Source organism: Streptomyces sp. NPDC048197 (assembly GCF_043202395.1).
GTDB classification, from domain to species: Bacteria; Actinomycetota; Actinomycetes; order Streptomycetales; family Streptomycetaceae; genus Streptomyces; species Streptomyces siderophoricus.
Map to the genome: position 1 here is coordinate 36,800 of NZ_JBIDAJ010000038.1, position 18,190 is coordinate 54,989.

The 18,190-nt window shown below is 72.4% G+C and carries 23 protein-coding genes and 1 riboswitch; of the genes, 13 read left to right on the forward strand and 10 right to left on the reverse strand.

Annotation, left to right across the window (positions count from 1 at the left end):
• Nucleotides 1-106: 106 nt before the first annotated feature.
• Together ACGF4C_RS33180 and ACGF4C_RS33185 are read left to right on the forward strand one after the other, a co-directional pair.
• Nucleotides 107-1,066 carry a cytochrome c oxidase assembly protein gene (locus ACGF4C_RS33180; protein ID WP_030414633.1) on the forward strand — a complete coding sequence of 320 codons (960 nt, stop codon included), beginning with the start codon at nt 107-109 and terminating at the stop codon, nt 1,064-1,066.
• Nucleotides 1,067-1,181: 115 nt separating this feature from the next.
• The gene (locus ACGF4C_RS33185; protein ID WP_030414632.1) at nt 1,182-1,340 is read left to right on the forward strand and encodes a hypothetical protein; all 159 of its coding nucleotides are present in this window, start codon (nt 1,182-1,184) and stop codon (nt 1,338-1,340) included.
• A 6-nt stretch (nt 1,341-1,346) separates the two neighbouring features.
• Here ACGF4C_RS33185 and ACGF4C_RS33190 read toward each other — a convergent pair whose 3' ends face one another.
• Nucleotides 1,347-1,781, reverse strand: coding sequence for an SSI family serine proteinase inhibitor (locus ACGF4C_RS33190; protein WP_393571374.1), 435 nt, complete (start codon nt 1,779-1,781; stop codon nt 1,347-1,349).
• A gap of 270 nt (nt 1,782-2,051) precedes the next feature.
• Nucleotides 2,052-2,705 carry a hypothetical protein gene (locus tag ACGF4C_RS33195; protein ID WP_393571376.1) on the reverse strand — a complete coding sequence of 218 codons (654 nt, stop codon included), beginning with the start codon at nt 2,703-2,705 and terminating at the stop codon, nt 2,052-2,054.
• Between the two features lie 221 nt (nt 2,706-2,926).
• Here ACGF4C_RS33195 and ACGF4C_RS33200 point away from each other — a divergent pair, with 221 nt between their 5' ends.
• Nucleotides 2,927-3,661, forward strand: coding sequence for a lysophospholipid acyltransferase family protein (locus ACGF4C_RS33200; RefSeq protein ID WP_393571378.1), 735 nt, complete (start codon nt 2,927-2,929; stop codon nt 3,659-3,661).
• 93 nt (nt 3,662-3,754) lie between these two features.
• The gene (locus ACGF4C_RS33205) at nt 3,755-4,582 is read left to right on the forward strand and encodes a TIGR02452 family protein (protein ID WP_393571380.1); all 828 of its coding nucleotides are present in this window, start codon (nt 3,755-3,757) and stop codon (nt 4,580-4,582) included.
• A gap of 123 nt (nt 4,583-4,705) precedes the next feature.
• Here ACGF4C_RS33205 and ACGF4C_RS33210 read toward each other — a convergent pair whose 3' ends face one another.
• Nucleotides 4,706-6,346: an alpha/beta hydrolase gene (locus ACGF4C_RS33210; RefSeq protein WP_393571382.1), complete on the reverse strand. Its 1,641-nt coding sequence runs from the start codon at nt 6,344-6,346 to the stop codon at nt 4,706-4,708.
• Between the two features lie 569 nt (nt 6,347-6,915).
• Here ACGF4C_RS33210 and ACGF4C_RS33215 point away from each other — a divergent pair.
• The 4 genes from ACGF4C_RS33215 to ACGF4C_RS33230 all read left to right on the forward strand — a co-directional run bounded on the left by ACGF4C_RS33215 (nt 6,916) and on the right by ACGF4C_RS33230 (nt 9,088).
• Entirely contained in the window at nt 6,916-7,299 is a 384-nt protein-coding gene (locus ACGF4C_RS33215) for a hypothetical protein (protein ID WP_030414626.1), read from the forward strand.
• Between the two features lie 45 nt (nt 7,300-7,344).
• Complete coding sequence (locus tag ACGF4C_RS33220; protein WP_393571384.1) at nt 7,345-8,187, forward strand: hypothetical protein; 843 nt, start codon at nt 7,345-7,347, stop codon at nt 8,185-8,187.
• Nucleotides 8,188-8,257: 70 nt separating this feature from the next.
• Entirely contained in the window at nt 8,258-8,638 is a 381-nt protein-coding gene (locus ACGF4C_RS33225; RefSeq protein WP_393571386.1) for a roadblock/LC7 domain-containing protein, read from the forward strand.
• 75 nt (nt 8,639-8,713) lie between these two features.
• Nucleotides 8,714-9,088: a hypothetical protein gene (locus ACGF4C_RS33230; RefSeq protein WP_362145322.1), complete on the forward strand. Its 375-nt coding sequence runs from the start codon at nt 8,714-8,716 to the stop codon at nt 9,086-9,088.
• Nucleotides 9,089-9,091: 3 nt separating this feature from the next.
• On the opposite strand, the gene ACGF4C_RS33235 is transcribed toward ACGF4C_RS33230, so the two are convergent.
• From ACGF4C_RS33235 to ACGF4C_RS33260, 6 genes are all read right to left on the reverse strand, one after another.
• Complete coding sequence (locus ACGF4C_RS33235) at nt 9,092-9,949, reverse strand: urease accessory protein UreD (RefSeq protein ID WP_393571389.1); 858 nt, start codon at nt 9,947-9,949, stop codon at nt 9,092-9,094.
• Nucleotides 9,946-10,638 carry an urease accessory protein UreG gene (gene ureG / locus ACGF4C_RS33240; protein ID WP_393571435.1) on the reverse strand — a complete coding sequence of 231 codons (693 nt, stop codon included), beginning with the start codon at nt 10,636-10,638 and terminating at the stop codon, nt 9,946-9,948. Before ureG ends, ACGF4C_RS33235 begins: the two co-directional genes overlap by 4 nt.
• Nucleotides 10,639-10,704: 66 nt before the next feature.
• Nucleotides 10,705-11,379 (reverse strand): urease accessory protein UreF, encoded by a 675-nt coding sequence (locus tag ACGF4C_RS33245; RefSeq protein ID WP_393571391.1) that lies wholly within the window; start codon nt 11,377-11,379, stop codon nt 10,705-10,707.
• Nucleotides 11,380-11,420: 41 nt separating this feature from the next.
• Nucleotides 11,421-13,142 (reverse strand): urease subunit alpha, encoded by a 1,722-nt coding sequence (locus tag ACGF4C_RS33250; protein ID WP_393571393.1) that lies wholly within the window; start codon nt 13,140-13,142, stop codon nt 11,421-11,423.
• Entirely contained in the window at nt 13,135-13,446 is a 312-nt protein-coding gene (locus tag ACGF4C_RS33255) for an urease subunit beta (protein WP_393571395.1), read from the reverse strand. The genes ACGF4C_RS33250 and ACGF4C_RS33255 overlap by 8 nt, the downstream gene beginning before the upstream one ends.
• A gap of 17 nt (nt 13,447-13,463) precedes the next feature.
• On the reverse strand, nt 13,464-13,766 hold the full coding sequence (locus ACGF4C_RS33260) for an urease subunit gamma (RefSeq protein ID WP_362145338.1): 303 nt from the start codon (nt 13,764-13,766) through the stop codon (nt 13,464-13,466).
• 426 nt (nt 13,767-14,192) lie between these two features.
• On the opposite strand from ACGF4C_RS33260, the gene ACGF4C_RS33265 reads away from it, so the two are divergent.
• Nucleotides 14,193-15,137, forward strand: coding sequence for a M28 family metallopeptidase (locus ACGF4C_RS33265; protein ID WP_351539791.1), 945 nt, complete (start codon nt 14,193-14,195; stop codon nt 15,135-15,137).
• Nucleotides 15,138-15,175: 38 nt separating this feature from the next.
• On the opposite strand, the gene ACGF4C_RS33270 is transcribed toward ACGF4C_RS33265, so the two are convergent.
• Complete coding sequence (locus ACGF4C_RS33270) at nt 15,176-15,490, reverse strand: type II toxin-antitoxin system Phd/YefM family antitoxin (protein WP_393571398.1); 315 nt, start codon at nt 15,488-15,490, stop codon at nt 15,176-15,178.
• A gap of 59 nt (nt 15,491-15,549) precedes the next feature.
• Between ACGF4C_RS33270 and ACGF4C_RS33275 the strand changes: the two genes are divergently transcribed.
• The 4 genes from ACGF4C_RS33275 (at nt 15,550) to ACGF4C_RS33290 (ending at nt 18,169) form a co-directional block, all read left to right on the forward strand.
• Nucleotides 15,550-16,185 (forward strand): ATP-dependent Clp protease proteolytic subunit, encoded by a 636-nt coding sequence (locus ACGF4C_RS33275; RefSeq protein WP_393571400.1) that lies wholly within the window; start codon nt 15,550-15,552, stop codon nt 16,183-16,185.
• A 5-nt stretch (nt 16,186-16,190) separates the two neighbouring features.
• On the forward strand, nt 16,191-16,499 hold the full coding sequence (locus ACGF4C_RS33280) for a hypothetical protein (protein WP_393571402.1): 309 nt from the start codon (nt 16,191-16,193) through the stop codon (nt 16,497-16,499).
• 307 nt (nt 16,500-16,806) lie between these two features.
• Nucleotides 16,807-16,980, forward strand: a riboswitch (cyclic di-AMP (ydaO/yuaA leader).
• 4 nt (nt 16,981-16,984) lie between these two features.
• Nucleotides 16,985-17,458: a C40 family peptidase gene (locus tag ACGF4C_RS33285; protein ID WP_030414612.1), complete on the forward strand. Its 474-nt coding sequence runs from the start codon at nt 16,985-16,987 to the stop codon at nt 17,456-17,458.
• A 57-nt stretch (nt 17,459-17,515) separates the two neighbouring features.
• The gene (locus ACGF4C_RS33290; RefSeq protein WP_393571405.1) at nt 17,516-18,169 is read left to right on the forward strand and encodes a GNAT family N-acetyltransferase; all 654 of its coding nucleotides are present in this window, start codon (nt 17,516-17,518) and stop codon (nt 18,167-18,169) included.
• Nucleotides 18,170-18,190 lie beyond the last annotated feature (21 nt).

Genomic DNA, 18,190 nt, shown 5'->3' on the forward strand with positions numbered 1-18,190 from the left:
TCCGCACGGTAGTTCCCCGCTGTACGACCCGCCCCCGGCCACGATCACGGCCGGGGGCGGTTCTACGCTTGTCGCCGGAGCATTGGTACGAATCAGGAGCGAGCGGATGGATCACAGCGGGCACGGCATGGACGGCATGCAGATGGATCTACCGCCGTTCACGCTGGGGCGGGGCCTCGCGTTCGGTGGTGATCCGGTCTTCCTCATCGGCTGTCTGCTGGCCCTCGGGCTGTACGGCTGGGCGGTCGTCCGGCTGCGGCGCCGGGGCGATGCCTGGCCGCTCGGCCGGATCGTCGCCTGGGCCCTGGGCGTGCTCACCGTGGCACTGTCGATGTGCACCCGGCTGAACGACTACGGCATGGTGATGTTCAGCGTGCACATGGTCCAGCACATGATCGTGAGCATGCTCTCGCCGATCCTGCTGCTGCTCGGTGCGCCGGTGACGCTGGCGCTGCGGGCGCTGCCCACCGCCGGGCGCGGCCGCAAGGGCCCGCGGGAGTTGCTGGTGGCGCTGCTGCACAGCCGCTACATGCGGATCATCACGCACCCCGCGTTCACCATCCCGCTGTTCATCGCGAGCCTCTACGCGCTCTACTTCTCGCCGCTGTTCGACCTCCTGATGGAGTCCCGGGCCGGGCACATCGCGATGATGGTGCACTTCCTCGCGGTCGGCCTGGTCTTCTTCTGGCCGATCATGGGCGTCGACCCGGGGCCGCACCGGCCCGGTTACGTGATGCGGATGCTGGAGCTCTTCGCGGGCATGCCGTTCCACGCCTTCTTCGGCATCGCGCTGATGATGGCCTCCGAGCCGATGGTCGACACCTTCCTGCACCCGCCGGCCTCGCTCGGCATCGAGGCGCTGGCCGACCAGCAGGCCGCTGGCGGCATCGCCTGGGCGTTCAGCGAGATCCCGTCCGTCGTGGTGCTGATCGCGCTGGTCTTCCAGTGGTACAAGTCCGAGGAGCGGCAGTCGCAACGCGCCGACCGGGCCGCGGACCGCAACGGTGACCAGGACCTCGCCGACTACAACGCGTACCTCGCCTCGCTCAACGCGCGGGGGCGGTAGGGCGGCAAGCGGGTGGGCCGACCATCTGGCGGTACGGGCCGCGGCCGGGGACGATGGTCCCATGGCCGCGGCCCGCTGCGTTGCCGGCTCCGGGCCGCCGTGAGGAGGATGCGGGATGCCCGGATCTGTGAGGACGATGGCCGTGTGCACGGTGACCGGTCTGGTGGCCGCCACCGCCTACACCGTGGCGCTGGGCGCCAATGGCTGGCTCTGGTTCTGCTGGGTGATCCTGGCCGTGGTGACGGTCGGGGTGGTGGCGGCCCGGCCGAACTGAGCGCGCTCAGAAGCGGAAGACCGGCCCGGTGGCGGAGTCCAGCGTGCACGCGTTGGGGAATTCCTTGCGCCAGTTCACCGGAACGCCGCGCCAGTTGCCGGTCGCGCTGACGGTGACCGGGTTGTACTGCCGGTTGCAGACGTGCGGCTCGCCGGGGAGCGCGTCGAAATCGCCGCGGGCCCAGGTCAGCGCGTCGCAGGCGGCGGCCGCGTGGGGGTGCCGGCCGTAGACGTCCGGGCAGGAGAGCCGCACCCCACGGATCCAGGTGTCGTGGTCCCCGGAGATGGTCAGCAGCAGCCCCTGGCCGGCGGGCGGCGGTGGTGGTTCGGTGGCGCCGGCCGGGGCGGCACAGAACGCACCGGCCAGCACGGCGGACAGGGTCGCGACCACGGCGACGGGCACGGCGGCACGCGCGGTGCGGCGTCGGTGGTGCACGGGCATCGGTGCCTCCTGGGGAACGCTGGGGGCTTCAGGCCACCCCGCCGGACCCCGACACGCAAGCGGCCACGCCGCGCGGTCGCCCGGACGGGGGCCCGTTCCTGAGCCGTTCCGGGCCCCTCGGTCCGGGCCCCGCGGTCCGCGCCGGGCCGGTCCGGAACAAGGTGGCCGGTGACGGAGGAGGCGGCTTCCGTCACCGGCCACCGGACCGGAGGGGATTTTCGCGAACGGGCTCTCACCCCGGGCTCTCACGCCGGGGGCGTCCCGTCCGTGCTAGCCCACGCGCTCGATGCGGGCGTGCCGGATCAGGAACTTGCCCTCCTCCCGTACCTGCTCGAACGCGGCGTTGTTGAGCAGCACACAGCTGCCCGACGTCGAGGTGACGGACACCGTCGTCGACTTGTTGTTGTCCAGGTTGGTCACCTTCAGTTTCGTGCCGGCGGGGAACTGGCCGCTGGAGGCGGCCGGTGCGCCGCCCTCGCCGGAGAGGGTGACCGTCGCGCCGGGGCAGACCACGTCGCCGCCGGCCGCGGGCGGGGCACCGGACGCGGACGGGTCGGCCGAGGAGCCCGGTGGGGCCTCGGAGGCGGGCGGTGCGCTGCTCTGGGGCGGCGCACCGCCCTGGGGTGGCGCACCCGCCTCGGCGCCGCCGCCTCCCCCACTGCAGCCGGCGGCCTGCTGCTTGACCTGGATCTCCTTGATCACCGCCTGTCTGTTGGCGATCCGCGCCGCCGACTGGGCGTCGGGGTGGGCCTGTTGGTCGGCGATGAACTTCTGGTTGTTGCTCAGGGCGGTGGCCAGTCCGTCGCAGGCCACCGACGCCTGGCTGGTGCCGGTCGTGACGATGGCGATACCACCCACCAGCGCCGCGGCGCTCACCGCGACCACGATCTTCTGTCGCCGGGTGACTCTTCTCTTGCGGGACATGCAGGGCTCCTGTCCTCGGCCCGGAAGCGGGTCCGGGCTCGCTCACCGGTCAGTACGGGAACCCAACTACGGGGCGCTCAGGGCGAGTTGAAAGTTGTCCGGGGATGCCAAATCCGCTGCCGGGCGGATCCGTCGTCAGCATCGATGCGCGCCGGGGTGGTTACTCACGGCGGCGGTTGCTCGTACACTCGCTGCCGCCTCGGCCGCGGAGGGAGCCGCCCGTGTTCTACCAGGTGCTCAAGTACGTCCTGCTGGGACCGCTGTTGCGACTGGTGTTCCGGCCGCGGGTGGAGGGCCTGGAGCACGTCCCCGAGGAGGGCGCCGCGATCATCGCCGGCAACCACCTCTCGTTCGCCGACCACTTCGTGATGCCGGTGATCGTGCCGCGCCGGGTGACGTTCCTCGCCAAGTCCGAGTACTTCACCGGACCGGGACTGAAGGGGCGGCTGACCGCGGCGTTCTTCCGCGGGGCCGGGCAGATCCCGGTGGACCGGTCCGGCGGCCGCGCCTCCCGGGCGGCGATCGCGTCGGGCCTGGCCGTGCTGCGCAAGGGCCGGCTGCTGGGGATCTATCCGGAGGGCACCCGTTCGCACGACGGCCGGCTCTACAAGGGGCGCACCGGGGTCGCCGCGATGGCCCTGCGGGCCGGGGTGCCGGTGATCCCCTGTGCCGTGATCGGCACGTTCGAGGCGCAGCCGACCGGCCGGCGGCTGCCGCGGGCCGTACGGATCACCATCCGCTTCGGCGCACCGCTGGACTTCTCCCGGTACGCCGGCCTGGCCGACGAGCGCACCGCGCTGCGTGCCGTCACCGACCGGATCATGTACGCGATCCTCACCCTCTCCGGGCAGGAGTACGTCGACCTGTACGCCACCGAGGCCAAGGCCCAAGACCGGCCGCACCCGCAGCTGCGCCGCCGGCGCACGACGCCGCGCACCCCGCCCGAAGCCTCCTAGCGTCGCGGCCGGCCGCCCCGTTATTCGATCGCGCACCCCACCCCGGGCCCCTACCGTGATCATCATGATGACGTGGCGAGAAGGGTGCCGTCGATGAGCGCCCGTTTGCGGGGGATGGCGCAGGAGACCGAGCGGATCGTTGCGCAGGGGAGGTACCGGGCGCCGAGCGGGCGGCCGGTGGAGATCGCGGAGCAGGTGGCGCGGGCCCGGGCCGGGACCCGCTTGTACGGGCCGGAGCCGGTCACGGTGCCGGAGCCCGGGGACGGCGGCCGGGAGACCGTGTTCGAGGTGACGGGGGAAGGCAGCCTGACGGCGGGGCGGCGGCTGGCCGGCAGCGGCGGCGGGCCGGTCGCGGTGCTGAACTTCGCCTCGGCGCGGAATCCCGGCGGTGGGTATCTCAACGGTGCGCAGGCGCAGGAGGAGGCGCTGTGCCGGGGGTCGGCGCTGTACGCGTGCGTGCGCGAGGCACCGGAGTTCTACGCGGCGCACCGGCGCGAGCCGACGCCGTTCTACAGCGACCGGGTGATCCTCTCACCGGGCGTGCCGGTGTTCCGGGACGATCGCGGATCGCTGCTGGAAGTGCCGTACGAGGCGGGGTTCTTGACGGCGGCGGCGCCGAACGCGGGGGTGATCGCGCGGCAGCGGCCGGCCGAGGCCGGGCGGGTGCCGGCGGCGCTGGCCGTACGGGCGGAGCGGGTGCTGGAGGTCGCGGCGGCCGGTGGGTACCGTCAGCTGGTCCTCGGCGCCTGGGGGTGCGGGGTGTTCCGCAACGAACCCGCCGATGTGGCACGGGCGTTCGCCGCCCAGCTGCTGGCTGCCGGCCGGTTCGCCGACCGGTTCGGCCGGGTGGTGTTCGCGGTGCTGGACCGCCGTACGGACTCCCCCACCAGGGCCGCCTTCGCCGAGGCGTTCGCGGCGTGAGCACGAGACGTAGACCAAGTTTCCTCCGATCGCGGGCTGAGCCCGCGCTCGGACACAGGGCGAGGGCGGCCGGGAGGATTCCCGGCCGCCCTCTTCTCCTGACGGTTCCGGTGGGTTACCGGATCACCGGGCTGCCGGGAGGTCGGCCCTGCCCGCGGCCGCAGCGGCGGCCTTGGCCGGCGAGGCGGCCGGCTTCGGCGTGGCGTGCGGGGCGCAGGTCACGTCCTGGGCGTCGGTCTTCCCCTCCAGGAAGTACGCGTCGACCCGGTCGTTGATGCAGGGGTTGACCTGGCCGGTGACGCCGTGCGAACCGGCGTCCCGCTCGGTGATCAGGCGGGAGCCCGCGAACCGCTTGTGCAGCTCGACGGCGCCGTCGTAGGGCGTCGCCGCGTCACGGGTGCTCTGCACGATCAGCACGCTCGGCAGACCCTTGCCGGTGCGGACCTCGACCGGACGCTGCTGCTTGACCGGCCAGGTGGCGCAGGGCAGGTTCATCCAGGCGTTGGCCCAGGTCATGAACGGGGCCTGCCGGTGGATGCGGGTGTTGTCGCGGTCCCACTTGCGCCAGCTGGTGGGCCACTTGGTGTCGGTGCACTCGACGGCCGTGTAGACGGCGTTGCCGTTCTCCGCGGCGATGTTGCCCGCGGTGTCCTTGAGGTCGGGACCGGCGTTCTCGATCAGGGGCTTCGGGTCGCCGGCGCGGTAGGCGCTCCAGACCTGCGCGACGGTGGCCCACATCGAGTCGTAGTAGGGCGCGTTCTGGAAGAAGCCGGTGAGCTCGGCCGGGCCGACCACGCCGCCGATGGCGTCCTTCTTGGCGGTGGCGCGCAGCTGCTCCCACGCCGCCTGGACCTTCGCGGGGGTGTCGCCGATGTGGTAGGTGGCGTCGTTCTTGGCGACCCACTTCTTCCAGTCGCCCCAGCGGGTCTCGAAGGCGATGTCCTGGTCGAGGTTGGCCTGGTACCAGACACTCTCGCGGGACGGGTTGACGACGCTGTCGACGAGCATCCGGCGCACATGGCCGGGGAAGAGCGTCGCGTAGACGGCGCCGAGGTACGTGCCGTACGAGACGCCCAGGTAGTTGAGCTTCTTCTCGTGCAGCGCGGCGCGGATCACGTCGATGTCGCGGGCGGTGTTCGCGGTGGTCATGTGCGGCAGCAGGGCGCCGCTGCGCTCCTTGCAGCCGTCCGCGTACTCCTTGGCGAGCTTGCGCTGGGCGCGCTTGTCCGCCTCGTTGTCCGGCACCGGGTCGGCCTTCGGGGCCTTGACGAACTCCTGCGGGTCGATGCAGGAGATCGGGGCGGAGTGGCCGACACCGCGCGGGTCGAAGCCGACGAAGTCGTACGCCTTGGCGGTCTTGGCCCACAGCGGGTTCTTGGTGGTGATGCGGGTCGGGAAGCGCATGCCCGAACCGCCCGGTCCACCGGGGTTGTAGAGGAGGGAGCCCTGGCGCTCCTCCTTGCCGCCGGTGCTGACCGCACGGTCGACGGCGATCTTGATGGTGCGGCCGTCGGGCCGGGCGTAGTCGACCGGGACGGTGACGAAACCGCACTGGACGGGCGACTTCAGGCCCCAGTCGGCCGGGCAGTCCTGCCAGTCGATGCCCTTCTTGGCCGCACGCGCGGCGGCGATCTGGACTCCGCGGGCTTCGGCCGAGCCCTTCTTGTGGTGTTCTCCCGCGCTGGCGGGTGTGGCTATCGCGGTGGCGAGGAGAGCCCCGGTCACCAGGGTGCCGGCGGCGCCGAGCACTGCTGATTTCTTCACGTGGTGTGTTCCCCCTGCATGGTGCGCCACTTGTGGCGGCGTTGATCACAGGCCTACGGGGGGATCCTGTCGTCTGCGTGCCCCTCCTGAACAGGTTTGCCCCGCAATTCTTTACCAAGCTGTAGGTTTCCGGCCGTTGGCGGACCGGGGGTCGGCGGGAGTGGTGCCGGCCGGACGGCACGACGGAACCCTGTCTTTCCGGCCAAGAGGCGGAAGGGCTGGGCGGGCGGTGTTGCTTCCGGCGCGCGGGTCTGCCCGCGAGCGCCAACTCGCCCTGGTGGGCGGATATTTGATGAGGCGCCAGGTGCCGGTGCCAAGGGTGCCGTAGGGGCCCCGGGCGGCCGCCGTGCCGGCCGCCGCACCGGCTTCGAGGGGCGAGAACGCGTCAATTGCCTTGAACCTGCCCACGAGGCATGTGCCACGCGCACACCTTCAGTAACCTTCCGTGAAGGCTCTCCCACGCAGCGCCACCCGGGAGGGCTTCGGCGTTTCCGCCCCGTCCGGAGCGCCGTCCCGTCGTCCCAGCCGTCGTCCGAGCCGTCGTCCAAGCCTCGCGAAGGAGATCCGAAGTGCCGGGTATCGATCAGGTGTTGGCCCAGGCGATGGGAATCCCGGGGGTGCTGGGGGCCGGACTGATCGACTGGACCAGCGGGCTGACGCTCGGGACGGCCGGCCAGGCGCCGAACGGGGACCACGACGCGGCCGCCGCGGACACCGCCGAGGTCGTCCAGGCGGTGGCGCGCAACGCCACCTTCGACACCGCCGGCGCCACCGCCCCCGCCCTGGAGGACCTGATCATCACCGCCGCCGGCAGCTACCACCTGATCCGTTTCGTGCACACCGCCTTCGACAGCCAGACCTATCTGTACCTCTGGCTGGACCGCGCGCAGGCGAATCTCGCCGTGGCCCGGATACGGCTGCGCGAGCTGGCGGCGGGACTGGTCGCGTCCTGACGTCCCGGCGCTGCCAGTTCGCACGAACGGTGAGGGAAACCAGCCATGGGCCTGCCCCCGTCTCCCCCGCCCGGCCCGGCCGGGCTGCTCGACCGGTGTGCCGCCGAACGCGTCACCGGCGCGCTGCGGGGCCCGCACGGCTGCGTCTACCTGCGCGACGGTGCGGTCACCTGGGTCGAGGGGGCCGCGGCGCCCGGGATCGAGGTGCGGCTCAGCGCGGCGGGGAAGGTTCCGCCGCAGGGCTGGCGGTACGCGGTCGAGACCGCGGGGCCGGCGCGGCAGGGCGGCCGGTTCCTGGTCAGCGAGGGCTGGCTGACCCAGGGCGAGCTGGAGATCTGCCATCTCGCCGCCCTGCTCGACGCGGCGTTCTTCGCGCTGCCGCTGCCGCCGGAGACCACGTCCTTCACGCCCGGGACCGGGCACTGGCTGGGGGTCGTACGCCCGATCAGCGCCGGCGACCTCCAGCGGGCGACGGCCCGCCGCCGGGCGCTGCTGGATCGGCTGCGCCCGTGGGCGGCGGTCGACAGCCGGCCCGTGGTGCCGGCCGGCCCCGGCGCCCCGGCCGGTACGACACCGCGGCAGCGACGGCTGCTCGCGCATGCCGACGGCCGGCACACCCCCTGCGAACTCGCCCGCGCGCTGGGCCAGTCCGCGTTCCTGACGCTGCTGGACGTCCGCCGGCTGGCCGCGGCCGGGCTGGTCCGGATGCCGCCCGGCGCACTCCCCCGCCGCCGGCCGGGCGCCGCACCGGCCGGGCATCCGCCACCCGGCGCCGGCGGATGCCGCGCCCCCGCCTGGCAACCACCGGTGCCGGAACTCCTCGACACCCGGGACCCGGACGTTGCCCTCCTTGTCCGACTGCGTACGGCGCTGGAGGAAAACCTGTGACCCCTTGCCCACGAAGACCGTGCACGGCATGAGGCGCGCCCTCGGAAGGCGGGCCGCGAAAAGGAGACTGATGACGATAGAACCCCGGATACGGGACGAACTGCTGACGCTGCGCGGTCAGGTGCGGCATTTCCAGGGCGGCATGGTCGCGAGCGCGGACGGCATGGTCATCGCGCACGATCTGCCGGACATCGAACCGGACGGGCTGGCCGCGCTGACCGCGGCTGCCATCGGGGTCGCCAAGCGGCTCACCGAGGCGACCGGGCAGGGCGCTTTCGAGGAGTCCCTGACCCGCGGTACGGACGGCTACATCGCCGCCTACTCGGCCGGCCGCCGTGCCGTGCTCACCGCCGTGACCGGCCCGGACACCAATGTGGGCCGGCTGCACCTGCAGGCCAGGCGGGCGGCCGAGCGCATCGGGGCGCTCGTCGACGCGCCCCCTCGCCGGTAGGCGGGCCCGCCGCCCGCCCCCCTGATCCCCCGCACACCGCAACACCTCCACCCATTCGAAAGGTCACCACCCCTCATGGCTCAGATGGAATCCGCCCTCTCCGACGCGATGTCGACCATCGAAGGCGCGATAGGCGTCGCGCTGGTCGACTACACCAGCGGCATGGCGCTGGCCACGCTCGGCGACCACCAGGCCCTGGACCTCAACATCGCCGCGGCCGGCAACACCGATGTCGTCCGCGCCAAGATGCGCACGATGGAGATGCTCGAACTCCAGGGCACCATCGAGGACATGCTCATCACGCTGACCGCGCAGTACCACATCATCCGGCCGGTCACCGGCAAGAGCGGCAGCGGTCTCTTCCTCTATCTGGTGCTGGACCGCAAGCGCGCCAATCTGGCGCTGGCACGCCACCGCCTGGCCCGTCTGGAGGCCGAACTGGAGGTGTGACCCTCAGCCGCCGAGCCCGCGCGCGGCCTCGTCCAGGAGGCGGCGCAGCCGCAGCCCGTCCGGGGCGACGGCCGTGGCCAGCGCGCCGGGGCCGGCCAGCGGCGCCAGGACGCCCTGGGCGTCGGGCCGTTGGTCACCGGCCGGCCGGCCGCGGGGCGGCGGGTCACCGGTCGCGCCGAGCAGCCGCACCTCGGCCGGTGCGTCCTCGAACTCCGGTGCCACGACCAGGAGTTGCCCGACGGCCCGATGACCGCCCAGGACGGCCGAGGTGTCCCAGCCGGGGGCGCCTGGGCCGTAGGCGGTCTCCTGGTCGAGCAGGGTGCGTCCGGCGCGCCGGACGGTGAGCCGGCTGCGCAGGGCGCCGGTCGGCTCACCGCTGCGGCCCAGGACCTGTTCCTCGCGGAGCACGAGCCGGGCGGTGGCGGCCAGTTCGACGGTCGTGGTCATCCGCAGGTCGCTGCCGGCGGCCGAGATCAGCGGCTCGGGCAGCCAGTCCAGCCGGGCGCCCTCGCCCACCGTGAGGCGTACGTCATAGTGGGCGGGCCGACCGGTCCGGCCGGGCAGGGCGACGGTGGCCGCGGCGGCCGTGAGGTGCAGGGCGCTGCCGGCCTCGGCGGTGACCTCGATGGCCAGCCGGTCACCGCCGAGCGGGGCGCTCATGGCGCCGACGACGCACACCCGGGCCGGGCCGCCGTGCGCGCGGAGCCGGCGCAGCGCGAACGGTCCGTCGCCGTCCAGGACGGGCAGCCGGGTGGTGCCGTCGGCAGCGGCGCGGGCGACGATCCGGGCGGTGGCGCGCAGGCCGGCCGGGGACGGTGCGGCGGTCGCCGGCGCGGTCCGCGGCGGGAGGGCGAGCGTCATGCCGGGCCCGCGGTCCAGTCCGCCAGCCGGGCCCGGACCCAGTCCGACACCGGCCGCACGCCGTTCTCCGTCTTCAACGCCGTGAAGGCGACCGGGAGTTCACCGCGCTGGGCCTTGGCGTCCCGGGCCATGCCCGCCAGGTCGACGCCGACGTACGGGGCGAGGTCGGTCTTGTTGATGACGAGCAGGTCGGCGGTGGTGACGCCGGGGCCGCCCTTGCGCGGGATGTCGTCGCCGCCCGCGACGTCGATGACGAAGATCTGGAAGTCGACCAGGCCCTTGGAGAAGGTGGCGGTGAGGTTGTCGCCGCCGGACTCGACCAGGATGAGGTCGAGCGGGCCGACCGTGTCTTCGAGGTCCTCGACGGCCTCCAGGTTGGCGGAGATGTCGTCGCGGATCGCGGTGTGCGGGCAGGCGCCGGTCTCCACCGCGGAGATCCGCTCGGCCGGCAGCACGGCCTCGCGGAGCAGGAACTCGGCGTCCTCGCGGGTGTAGATGTCGTTGGTGACCACGGCGAGGGACAGCTCGTCGCGCAGGGCGCGGCAGAGCGCGGCGACGGTGGCGGTCTTGCCGGTGCCGACCGGGCCGCCCAGCCCGATGCGCAGCGCCCGGCGGCGTCCGTCCGCCCGTACGGGTGCGGCGCCGTAGGTGTGGCGTTCGGGGAAGGTCTCGTGGTGGTCGAGGTGCATGGTCACTCCGGTGGTTCGTACGGCCGCCGGGGGCGGCGCGGAGGTGCCGGCCGGGGCCGGACGGGGTCAGGAGGCGAAGAGGCGGACCGGCCAGGCGGCGTGCGCTTCCGCGGTGATGTCGAGCAGCGGCGCGGACGCGGCGGGCAGCGCGTCGGCTCCTTCGACGGCGACCCGTTCCCCGGCCGCGGCGCCCCGCTCGGCGATCCGGTCGACGTCGGCGGCCAGGCGGGCGAGCACCGCGGTGGCGTCGAACGGGTCCAGGCTGAGCAGCCGGACGGCGGCGGTGGCCGGGCCGCTGAGGCTCTCGTAGGCCACGGCGTACGCGGCGTCCTGCGGCGACAGTCCGGCGGACCGGGCGGCCAGGCCCAGGACGACGGGCTGGTGGGCGCCGCGCGGCCGGGCCGCGGCCAGCGCGTCGAGTGCGGGGTCCGGCCAGGTGGCGCGGGCGGCCCGCATCATCTGCCGGCCGAGCCGCCGGGCCACCTGCCGGAGCGCCGGTACGGGCGTGCGGGCGTCGGCGGCGTCGTCCAGGAGCAGCGGGTCGCAGCCGGCCGCGGCCGCCGCGGCGAGCGCGGCGGCGACCAGTCCAGCGGTGTGCAGCCGGCCCCGGCAGAAGCTCTCCAGGGTGGCGGCGTCCTTGATCTGCCCCGCGGCGACGGCCGGTTCGGCGCCGCCCGAGTGGGCGTGCCCTCCGGCGGGGAACCGGCCGTCGGCGAGGACGAGCAGCGCGGCGCGGCTCATCGGTGGTCCGTGGTGTTCATCGGGATCTTCCTCATGGCCGGTCAGAAGAGGAAGTACCGCTGAGCCATGGGGAGTTCGGCGGCCGGGTGGGGTTCGACCACCTCGCCGTCGATGGTGACCGTGAAGGTGTCGGGGTCGACGTGGACCCGCGGCAGGGCGTCGTTGTTGCGCATGTCCGCCTTGGTGACGCCGCGGGTGGAGCGGATCGCCTGGTACGCCTTGGCCAGCGGCAGGCGCCCGGGGAGGTCGTCCTCCAGGGCCTGCGGGGAGACGAAGTTGACCGAGTTGCTGCCGGGGGCCTTGCCGGTGGCGCCGAACATCGGGCGGGGCAGGACCGGCTGCGGGGTGGGGATGGAGGCGTTGGCGTCGCCCATCTGCGCGTACGCGATCTGCCCGCCCTTGATGACCAGTTGGGGCTTGACGCCGAAGAACGCCGGGTCCCACAGGACGAGGTCGGCGAGCTTGCCGTCCTCGACGGAGCCGACGAGGTGGTCGATGCCCTGGGCGAGGGCGGCGTTGATGGTGTACTTCGCGACGTAGCGGCGGGCCCGGTGGTTGTCCGCGTCGCCGTCGCCGGCCAGGGCGCCGCGGCGCCGCTTCATCACGTGCGCGGTCTGCCAGGTGCGCATCACGACCTCGCCGATCCGGCCCATGGCCTGGGCGTCGGAGGACATGATCGAGATGGCGCCGAGGTCGTGCAGGATGTCCTCGGCGGCGATGGTGGAGGGCCGGATCCGGGACTCGGCGAACGCCAGGTCCTCGGGGACGGCCGGGTTCAGGTGGTGGCAGACCATCAGCATGTCGAGGTGTTCCTCGACGGTGTTGACGGTGTGCGGCCGCGTGGGGTTGGTGGACGCGGGCAGCACGTTCGGCTCGGAGACCATGGCGATCATGTCGGGGGCGTGGCCGCCGCCGGCGCCCTCGACGTGGAACGCGTGGAGGGAGCGGCCGGCGATGGCGGCGAGGGTGTCGCCGAGGAAGCCGGCCTCGTTCAGGGTGTCCGTGTGGATCGCGAGCTGGGCGCCGCTCTCCTCGCAGACGGTCAGACAGGCGTCGATGGCGGCGGGGGTGGCGCCCCAGTCCTCGTGGATCTTGAAGCCGAGGATGCCGGCGCGCAGCTGGTCGCGCATCGAGGTGAGGGAGGTGGTGTTGCCCTTGCCGAGCAGTCCGACGTTGACCGGGAAGGAGTCCATCGACTCCAGCAGCCGGGCGATGTGCCAGGCGCCGGGGGTGATGGTGGTGGCCTTGCTGCCCTCGGCCGGTCCGGTGCCGCCGCCGATGAGCGTGGTCACGCCGGAGGCGAGCGCCTCGTCCGCCTGCTGGGGGCAGATGAAGTGGACGTGGGTGTCGATGCCGCCGGCGGTGAGGATCTTGCCGTTGCCGGCGATGATCTCGGTCTCGGGGCCGATGACCAGGTCGGGGTGGACGCCGTCCATGGTGTCGGGGTTGCCGGCCTTGCCGAGGGCGGTGATCCGGCCGTCGCGGATGCCGACGTCGGCCTTGACGACGCCCCAGTGGTCGAGGACCACGGCGCCGGTGATCACGGTGTCCGGGGCGCCCTCGGCGCGGGTGGTGCGGGACTGGCCCATCGACTCGCGGATGACCTTGCCGCCGCCGAAGACCGCCTCGTCGCCGGCCCGGCCGGGTCCGCCGGAGCGGTCCTCGGTGATCTCGATGACCAGGTCGGTGTCGGCGAGCCGGATCCGGTCGCCGACGGTCGGGCCGAAGAGATCGGCGTACGCCTGACGGGTCAGCTCAGCCATCGAGAATGCCTCCGGTCTCGCCGCGCAGCCCCGGGACGATCCGCTTGCCCGCGAGGGGGACCAGCTCGACCTCGGTGGGGATGCCGGGCTCGAAGCGCACGGCGGAGCCGGCCGGCACGTTCAGCCGCTTGCCGTGCGCGGCCGCGCGGTCGAAGTCGAGGCCGGGGTTGGCCTCGGCGAAGTGGTAGTGGGAGCCGACCTGGACGGGGCGGTCGGCGGCGTTGAGGACGGTCATGCGCGTGCGGGGGAGGCCTTCGTTGAGGCGTACCGGCTCGTCGCCGTGGAGGATCTGTCCCGGGATCATCGTCTGTGCCCCCGCGGTCAGTTGATGGGTTCGTGGACGGTGACGAGCTTGGTGCCGTCGGGGAAGGTGGCCTCGACCTGAACGTCGTGGATCATCTCGGGCACGCCCTCCATCACCTCGTCACGGGTGAGGACCTTGCGGCCGGAGGACATCAGCTCGGCGACGGTACGGCCGTCCCGGGCGCCTTCGAGGATGTGCACGGTCAGCAGCGCGATCGACTCGGGGTGGTTGAGCCTCAGCCCTCGGGCACGGCGCTTTTCGGCCACGTCTGCCGCCACATGAATCATCAAGCGTTCTTGTTCATGCGGGGTCAGTTGCATACCTTCCACCTCACTGTCTTCCGGCCCGGACACATTTGCCCAGGTCACAGGCGTGGGCACACCCGTATCGGTAGATGTATCACGCAGTAATTAAAGGGGGAGCAAACCGACTTCCAGCACTTGGCCATCCACAGCCCCATCGGGGCAGGCTAGTTCGGCCGGATTTCGTCGGCGTTACGACGAATGACGCGGAGGTATCGCAGCACAAAGCTGGCGCATTCCTTACGCCGACGGGCCACCGCTCACCGGTACAGACGAAACCCTCGGATCACCGATCGCCGCAATCACGGCATACCGGGCGCGCTCCGCTCTGCGAACACCCCTGTCCGATATGCGCTCTTGACGATCTCTCAAGTGATCGCAATTCTCATGTGCGCGTCAAAACGCTCCGCACCATCCCCCCACACCTGTATCGGAGCCTTCACTGTGACCCGTTCTGCACGAATACGCCGGGCCGCGCTGGCCACCGGATGCGTCACCGCCCTGGCCGCCACCCTCTTCACCGCGGCCGGCGCCCACGCCGACCCCGCACCGGCCGCCGCCCCGGACATCGACGTCAAGGCCGTCAAGGCCGACCTGGACCAGCTGCAGTCCATCGCCGACGCCAACGGCGGCAACCGCGCCCACGGCAAGCCCGGCCACAAGGCGTCCATCGACTTCCTCAAGGGCAAGCTGGACCAGGCCGGGTTCAAGACCCAGGTCCAGGAGTTCGACAACAACGGCGCCACCGGCTACAACCTCGTCGCCGACTGGCCGGGCGGCGACGAGAGCAAGACCGTCATGGCCGGCGCCCACGTGGACTCGGTCGACGCCGGTCCCGGCATCAACGACAACGGTTCCGGCTCGGCCGGCATCCTCGAAGTCGCGCTCGCGGTCTCCAAGTCCGGCCTCAAGCCCGCCAAGCACCTCCGGTTCGCCTGGTTCGGCGACGAGGAGGACGGCATGGTCGGCTCGCAGTCCTACGTCCAGAAGCTCGGCGCCGACACGAAGAAGATCGACGCGTACCTGAACTTCGACATGATCGGGTCGCCGAACCCGGGCTACTTCGTCTACGACGACGACGCGCGCCTGGAGAAGGTCTTCAAGGACTGGTTCGCCGCGAAGAACATCGCCACCGAGAAGGAGACCGAGGGCGACGGGCGCTCGGACCACGCCTCCTTCAAGGACGCCGGCGTCGCGGTCGGCGGGCTCTTCTCGGGCGCGGACTACAAGAAGACCGAGGAGCAGGCGAAGAACTGGGGCGGCGAGGCGGGCAAGGCCTTCGACGCCTGCTACCACCAGTCCTGCGACACCTCGAAGAACATCGACGAGAAGGCGCTGGACACCAACACGGACGCCATCGCCGCCGCGATCTGGCAGCTCAGCTCCTGAGCCCTCCGCCTCCTTACCCGGTCAGCCCGCGCTGACCGTCATCTCTCGCGACCCGGTCGCCGGTCCCCGGCGGCCGGGTCGCGGTGTTCCGCGGCGATGCCGAAGCGCCGCCGTTCGCCCGGAGCGGACGACAGGGGCCGGACGGTGGAGACCGTGCTGATCACCTGCTCGTCCTCCGTGCCCTGCTCGCGCTTCCCCAGCTCTTCGAGAAGCTGCAGGTCAGCGGCGGAAACCAGGGCCACGAGCGGCTTGCCGTGGCGGGTGACGACCACCCGCTCACCGCCGTAGACGACGCGGTTGATCAGATCCGCCAGCTCCGCCCGGGCTTGCGTCACCGGAATTTCGTAGGCCATGCTCCCATTCTAACGGGATGTACATCCTGTACATTTTCTACAGAGGAAAGGGGCCGACCATGCTGCGACCGACCGCCCGCTACGTCCTTCCGGAGTTCACCGAGCGCACCACGCAGGGGACGGTGACGATGGACCCGTACTCCAAGCTGCTGAGCGAGCGGATCATCTTCCTGGGGACCCCGATCGACGACACCGCCGCCAACGACGTCATGGCGCAGCTGATCCACCTCGAACACGCCGCGCCCGAGCGGGACATCTCGCTCTACATCAACTCCCCCGGCGGCTCGGTCACCGCGATGACCGCGATCTACGACACGATGCGCTTCGTGTCGTGCGACGTGGAGACCGTCTGCCTGGGGCAGGCCGCGTCCTCCGCCGCGGTACTGCTGGCCGCCGGCGCCCCCGGCAAGCGGCTGGCGCTCCCGGGCGCCCGGGTGCTGATCCACCAGCCGTCGGTGAGCGAACCGTTCGAGGGCCAGGCCAGCGACCTCTACATCCAGGCGCAGGAGCTGCTGCGCAGCCGCGCCATGCTGGAGGAGATGCTGGCGCTGCACACCGGTCAGCCCCGCGAGCGGATCGCCGCGGACATCGAGCGCGACAAGATCTTCGACGCCCCCTCCGCGCAGGCGTACGGCCTGATCGACGGGCTCACCCGCAACCGCAAGCAGTCGGCCGACCAGCGCGCCGGGCGGTGAGCCGGATGTGGCTGCCGGAGACCCCGCCGCTGCCCGCCCTGACCCGCGCCGAGGGGCAGCTGATCGACTGTTACCTGGAGGCGCTCGACCTGCTGGGCCGGATCAACCCGGCCCGCGGCGGCGGCACCTACCAAGCCCTGCGCGCCGCTCAGGCACTGGTGAGCAAGTCCGCCGAACTACGGGACGCGCTGACGCTGATGCACAACCGGGGCGAGCACGAGCGGCACGGCGAGACGCTGGCCCGGGCCCTGCGGGTGCTGGACGGGGAACGCCGGGCCGGATACGTGACGGTGCCGCCGGCCCGGGAACCCTGAGCCGACACGCGCGCCCGCGCTGCCCGGACGGCGTAGCGTCCGCGCGTGCGGTAAGGGGGCGACGAATTGCGCGGGGCACCGGAATTACTGCGGTTACCGATGTTTCGCCCCAGGTCCGGGGGGTGCCAGAGACGACTCTCAAGCACGTAACGGGGCAAATCCCACCATTCGGCGCAACTGTGGCGCATGTCACATTCGGCATTTTCAACTCGGAATTCGGGTGGCGGGTGCGTGAGGATCCCTTCGACGACAAGACCCCGCCACAGCGACGGGGCGGTCCGGCCGGGCGCCTAATCCCGCCGCCGTGCCGGATGTCCGGTCGATGCGTGTGGATCGGCGGGAGCGGAGGACCCGAGCAGTACGGGGTCCGGGGCCCGCACGGCCCGACGGACTCCTTGGGGTGAAGCCGTGGAAGCGGCCGGGCATCTTCGCCTGCCCGAACCCGACAGGTCTTCCTTCGCAGGCGGCTGACGAAGGGTTTGCGCATGACCGTGCGCACGCATACGCCGCATCTGCTGGCCCGCGCCGGCGCCGTGTCCGCACTGGCACTGGCCACGCTCGGCGGGACCACGCTCGCCCCGGGAACCACCGCCGACGCCGAGGCCGCGACCGTCTCCGCACATGCGCTGCGGATCGCGGCCTCCAAGCGGGGGTCGCCCTACCAGTACGGGGCCATGGGGCCGTACCGCTTCGACTGTTCGGGCCTGACCGTGTACTCGTTCAAGCGCGCCGGCCGGGAGCTGCCGCGGACCGCCGCGCAGCAGTACGGCCAGACCCGGCACATCCCGGCCGCCGCCCGGAAACGCGGGGACCTGGTCTTCTTCCACTCGGGCAGCGGCATCTACCACGTCGGCATCTACGCCGGGCACGGCCGGATGTGGCATGCGCCCAAGGCCGGCAGCGTGGTGCGGCTGGAGAGGATCTGGAGCCGCGCGGTCTCGTACGGCAGGGTGCGCTGAGCTGCGGCGACGCCGGACGCCCGGTGAAGTGTCAGTGGCCCCCGGTAACTTGACGGGGTGACCTCGGAACTGAGCAAGGTGCTTTCGGCCGCGGCGCGGGGCTGCTTCCCGCCCGCGGACGGTTCGGTGACGGTGCTGCCCCCGCCGTCCCCGCGGGACGTGGGCGTGGTGTCGTTCACCTGCCATGCCGTGGTGTTCGCGGACGTGGAGCCGTCCTGGGTGCACGACCGGATAGCCCCCGGCGACCTCGCCGGACCGCTCAGCCCGCCGTTCCTCACCGCGCTGGGTGAGCGGACCGGCCGCGAGGCCAACAACATCGACCTGGCCACGGTCGCCGAGGCACTGCCCGGCCCGCCGCCGCTGGCGCTGGCGCTGGTGGAGACCACGGACCGCAGCCATCCGCGGATCGTGCGGGCGCTGCGCCACCTCGACGAGGTGCGGGTCTGGACGACCGGGGACGGCGGGACGCTGGTCATCGGCCGGGGCGTGGCCGGCCGCCATGAGCTGGCGGTGGAGGTCGAGGGCGCCGGCCAGGGCCGCGGCCTCGGCCGCCGGCTGGCGCACGCCGCCCGCCATCTCATACCGGCGGGCGAACGGCTCTGGGCCCAGGCCGCCCCCGGCAACGCCCGCAGCGTCCGCGCCCTGCTGGCCGCGGGGTTCGTACCGGTGGGCGCGGAGGTGTTGATGGTGCCGGTCGGCGGACGCGGCTGAGCAGTAGCCGCTGGGTGGGCG

What these genes read in the sequence shown, in the direction of transcription:
- ACGF4C_RS33180 (WP_030414633.1), top strand. Translation starts at nt 107, where the DNA reads ATGGATCACAGCGGGCACGGCATGGACGGCATGCAGATGGATCTACCG.
- ACGF4C_RS33185 (WP_030414632.1), top strand. Translation starts at nt 1,182, where the DNA reads ATGCCCGGATCTGTGAGGACGATGGCCGTGTGCACGGTGACCGGTCTG.
- ACGF4C_RS33190 (WP_393571374.1), bottom strand. Translation starts at nt 1,781, where the DNA reads ATGCCCGTGCACCACCGACGCCGCACCGCGCGTGCCGCCGTGCCCGTC.
- ACGF4C_RS33195 (WP_393571376.1), bottom strand. Translation starts at nt 2,705, where the DNA reads ATGTCCCGCAAGAGAAGAGTCACCCGGCGACAGAAGATCGTGGTCGCG.
- ACGF4C_RS33205 (WP_393571380.1), top strand. Translation starts at nt 3,755, where the DNA reads ATGAGCGCCCGTTTGCGGGGGATGGCGCAGGAGACCGAGCGGATCGTT.
- ACGF4C_RS33220 (WP_393571384.1), top strand. Translation starts at nt 7,345, where the DNA reads ATGGGCCTGCCCCCGTCTCCCCCGCCCGGCCCGGCCGGGCTGCTCGAC.
- ACGF4C_RS33225 (WP_393571386.1), top strand. Translation starts at nt 8,258, where the DNA reads ATGACGATAGAACCCCGGATACGGGACGAACTGCTGACGCTGCGCGGT.
- ACGF4C_RS33230 (WP_362145322.1), top strand. Translation starts at nt 8,714, where the DNA reads ATGGCTCAGATGGAATCCGCCCTCTCCGACGCGATGTCGACCATCGAA.
- ACGF4C_RS33235 (WP_393571389.1), bottom strand. Translation starts at nt 9,949, where the DNA reads ATGACGCTCGCCCTCCCGCCGCGGACCGCGCCGGCGACCGCCGCACCG.
- ureG (WP_393571435.1), bottom strand. Translation starts at nt 10,638, where the DNA reads ATGCACCTCGACCACCACGAGACCTTCCCCGAACGCCACACCTACGGC.
- ACGF4C_RS33245 (WP_393571391.1), bottom strand. Translation starts at nt 11,379, where the DNA reads ATGAGCCGCGCCGCGCTGCTCGTCCTCGCCGACGGCCGGTTCCCCGCC.
- ACGF4C_RS33250 (WP_393571393.1), bottom strand. Translation starts at nt 13,142, where the DNA reads ATGGCTGAGCTGACCCGTCAGGCGTACGCCGATCTCTTCGGCCCGACC.
- ACGF4C_RS33255 (WP_393571395.1), bottom strand. Translation starts at nt 13,446, where the DNA reads ATGATCCCGGGACAGATCCTCCACGGCGACGAGCCGGTACGCCTCAAC.
- ACGF4C_RS33260 (WP_362145338.1), bottom strand. Translation starts at nt 13,766, where the DNA reads ATGCAACTGACCCCGCATGAACAAGAACGCTTGATGATTCATGTGGCG.
- ACGF4C_RS33270 (WP_393571398.1), bottom strand. Translation starts at nt 15,490, where the DNA reads ATGGCCTACGAAATTCCGGTGACGCAAGCCCGGGCGGAGCTGGCGGAT.
- ACGF4C_RS33275 (WP_393571400.1), top strand. Translation starts at nt 15,550, where the DNA reads ATGCTGCGACCGACCGCCCGCTACGTCCTTCCGGAGTTCACCGAGCGC.
- ACGF4C_RS33280 (WP_393571402.1), top strand. Translation starts at nt 16,191, where the DNA reads ATGTGGCTGCCGGAGACCCCGCCGCTGCCCGCCCTGACCCGCGCCGAG.
- ACGF4C_RS33285 (WP_030414612.1), top strand. Translation starts at nt 16,985, where the DNA reads ATGACCGTGCGCACGCATACGCCGCATCTGCTGGCCCGCGCCGGCGCC.